Genomic DNA, 3,003 nt, shown 5'->3' with positions numbered 1-3,003 from the left:
GTAGCACCTAGACAGAAGAATAATTTAGAGAAGTTTAATTAACGAGACCCTCGTTAATGATTAAATTGCTTATGAGGATAGCATAGCTATTGTCATGAAGCAAAAGGATAGCCAGAAGGTTATCTGAGTACAAGACAAACGGGTAATGACTAGTTAGCGATAGAGTTAATCAGTTGTTATCACCTAAAATGGAGAGTTTGATCCTGGCTCAGGATGAACGCTGGCGGCGTGCTTAACACATGCAAGTCGAACGAGCTTTTTCGGAAGTTAGTGGCGGACGGGTGAGTAACGCGTGAGGATCTGCCTACAGGATGGGGACAACATTAGGAAACTGATGCTAACACCCAATGTGCCGAGAGGTGAAATATTAATAGCCTGTAGATGAGCTCGCGTCTGATTAGCTAGTTGGTGGGGTAAGAGCTTACCAAGGCGACGATCAGTAGCTGGTCTGAGAGGACGATCAGCCACACTGGGACTGAGACACGGCCCAGACTCCTACGGGAGGCAGCAGTGGGGAATTTTCCGCAATGGGCGCAAGCCTGACGGAGCAACGCCGCGTGAGGGAGGAAGGCCTGTGGGTTGTAAACCTCTTTTCTCAAGGAAGAATTTTTGACGGTACTTGAGGAATCAGCATCGGCTAACTCCGTGCCAGCAGCCGCGGTAAGACGGAGGATGCAAGCGTTATCCGGAATTATTGGGCGTAAAGCGTCCGTAGGCGGTTGTAAAAGTCCGTTGTTAAAGCCCACAGCTCAACTGTGGATGGGCAATGGAAACTATATAACTAGAGAGTGGTAGGGGTAGAGGGAATTCCTAGTGTAGCGGTGAAATGCGTAGATATTAGGAAGAACACCAGTGGCGAAGGCGCTCTACTGGGCCATTACTGACGCTGATGGACGAAAGCTAGGGGAGCGAAAGGGATTAGATACCCCTGTAGTCCTAGCTGTAAACGATGGACACTAGGTGTTGCGCGTATCGACCCGTGCAGTATCGAAGCAAACGCGTTAAGTGTCCCGCCTGGGGAGTACGCACGCAAGTGTGAAACTCAAAGGAATTGACGGGGGCCCGCACAAGCGGTGGAGTATGTGGTTTAATTCGATGCAACGCGAAGAACCTTACCAGGGATTGACATCCTCGGAATCCTTTTGAAAGAGAGGAGTGCCTTCGGGAGCCGAGAGACAGGTGGTGCATGGCTGTCGTCAGCTCGTGTCGTGAGATGTTGGGTTAAGTCCCGCAACGAGCGCAACCCTCGTCCTTAGTTGCCATCATTAAGTTGGGCACTTTAAGGAGACTGCCGGTGACAAACCGGAGGAAGGTGGGGATGACGTCAAGTCATCATGCCCCTTACATCCTGGGCTACACACGTACTACAATGCGACGGACAAAGGGCAGCCAACTAGCGATAGTGAGCTAATCCCATAAACCGTTGCTCAGTTCAGATTGCAGGCTGCAACTCGCCTGCATGAAGGCGGAATCGCTAGTAATCGCAGGTCAGCATACTGCGGTGAATACGTTCCCGGGCCTTGTACACACCGCCCGTCACACCATGGAAGTTGGCCACGCCCGAAGTCGTTACCCCAACCGTTTTGCGGAGGGGGACGCCGAAGGCAGGGCTGATGACTGGGGTGAAGTCGTAACAAGGTAGCCGTACCGGAAGGTGTGGCTGGATCACCTCCTTAGAGGGAGACCTACTAAACAACAGTTTGAAAGCGATTTGCGAATAGAGCGTTGTTGTAGTCACCTAAGGTCGTTGAGGGTTGAGTTAGTTAGAGCAGTTTCGACTGCAGGTTCTCTAGATTATTCGGGTGTTACGAAGCAGTTCAAGCACCGAAAGGAGAGGGCTATTAGCTCAGGTGGTTAGAGCGCACCCCTGATAAGGGTGAGGTCCCTGGTTCGAGTCCAGGATGGCCCACTTTCAAGAACAAAATTGGGGGGTATAGCTCAGCTGGTAGAGCGCCTGCTTTGCAAGCAGGATGTCAGCGGTTCGAGTCCGCTTACCTCCACCAAAGCGACGCAATTAAGCTAAAGAAGATATCGAGACAAAAAAATCAGCATCTAGTAATGCCTCGAAGCGAGTGACATTATAGAGTGCTGGTCTTTCGAGACTAGTAAGAACCTTGACAACTGCATAGAAAACTATAAGAAAGCAAAGGTAGTTCGAGTGTCTAGCAGACATTTGAAAGAAACAAAAAGCCCAAACTTTTATAGCAAGTAGATTGAGCGCGACCTAGCGAAGAGCGAAAGCAACTAGCAAGGTAGTGAACTGAGATACGAGCGATAGGAGGATGTAAGCGAAAAGATCTTTTATATCCAAAGAAGGTCAAGCTACAAAGGGCTCACGGTGGATACCTAGGCACACAGAGGCGAAGAAGGACGTGGTTACCGACGATACGCTTTGGGGAGCCGGAAGCAGGCAGTGATCCAGAGATTTCCGAATGGGGCAACCCGATAAACACCTTACTGAATCTATAGGTAAGGATGAGCGAACGCAGTGAACTGAAACATCTAAGTAGCTGTAGGAAGAGAAAGAAAACTCGATTCCCATAGTAGCGGCGAGCGAAGTGGGAAGAGCCCAAACCATTGGTTTTTACTGATGGGGTTGTGGGAGCGCGATAAGGAATCTAGCGAGTAGACGAATCACTTGAGAGGTGAACCAAAGAGGGTGAGAGTCCCGTAGTCGAAACTTTAAGGATACTAGCGTTATCCCGAGTAGGCCGGAACACGAGAAATTCCGGTTGAATCCACGAGGACCACCTCGTAAGGCTAAATACTCCTGTGTGACCGATAGTGAAGAGTACCGCGAGGGAAAGGTGAAAAGAACCCCGGAAGGGGAGTGAAATAGAACATGAAACCGTGAGCTTACAAGCAATTAGAGCACGATTAAACGTGTGATAGTGTGCCTGTTGAAGAATGAGCCGGCGACTTATAGGGTCTGGCAGGTTAAGGAGAAGATATCCGAAGCCAAAGGGAAACCGAGTCTTAATAGGGCGATAGTCAGATTTTATA

2 tRNA genes and 2 rRNA genes (1 of these 4 running past the window's edge) are annotated in these 3,003 nt (G+C 49.7%); all 4 read left to right on the top strand.

Annotation, left to right across the window (positions count from 1 at the left end):
• Nucleotides 1-185: 185 nt before the first annotated feature.
• Nucleotides 186-1,676, top strand: a 16S ribosomal RNA gene (locus IQ256_RS28240).
• A gap of 159 nt (nt 1,677-1,835) precedes the next feature.
• A tRNA-Ile gene (locus tag IQ256_RS28235) sits at nt 1,836-1,909 on the top strand.
• Between the two features lie 18 nt (nt 1,910-1,927).
• Nucleotides 1,928-2,003, top strand: a tRNA-Ala gene (locus IQ256_RS28230).
• Nucleotides 2,004-2,315: 312 nt separating this feature from the next.
• A 23S ribosomal RNA gene (locus tag IQ256_RS28225) occupies nt 2,316-3,003 on the top strand (it continues 2,199 nt past the right edge of the window).
• The 16S and 23S rRNA genes sit together here with 2 tRNA genes alongside, the layout of an rRNA operon.

It is taken from the genome of cf. Phormidesmis sp. LEGE 11477, from assembly GCF_015207105.1.
GTDB lineage: Bacteria > Cyanobacteriota > Cyanobacteriia > Phormidesmidales > Phormidesmidaceae > Phormidesmis.
The sequence above is the reverse complement of the archived record's forward strand: the minus strand, read 5'-3'. Positions and strand labels throughout refer to the sequence as shown.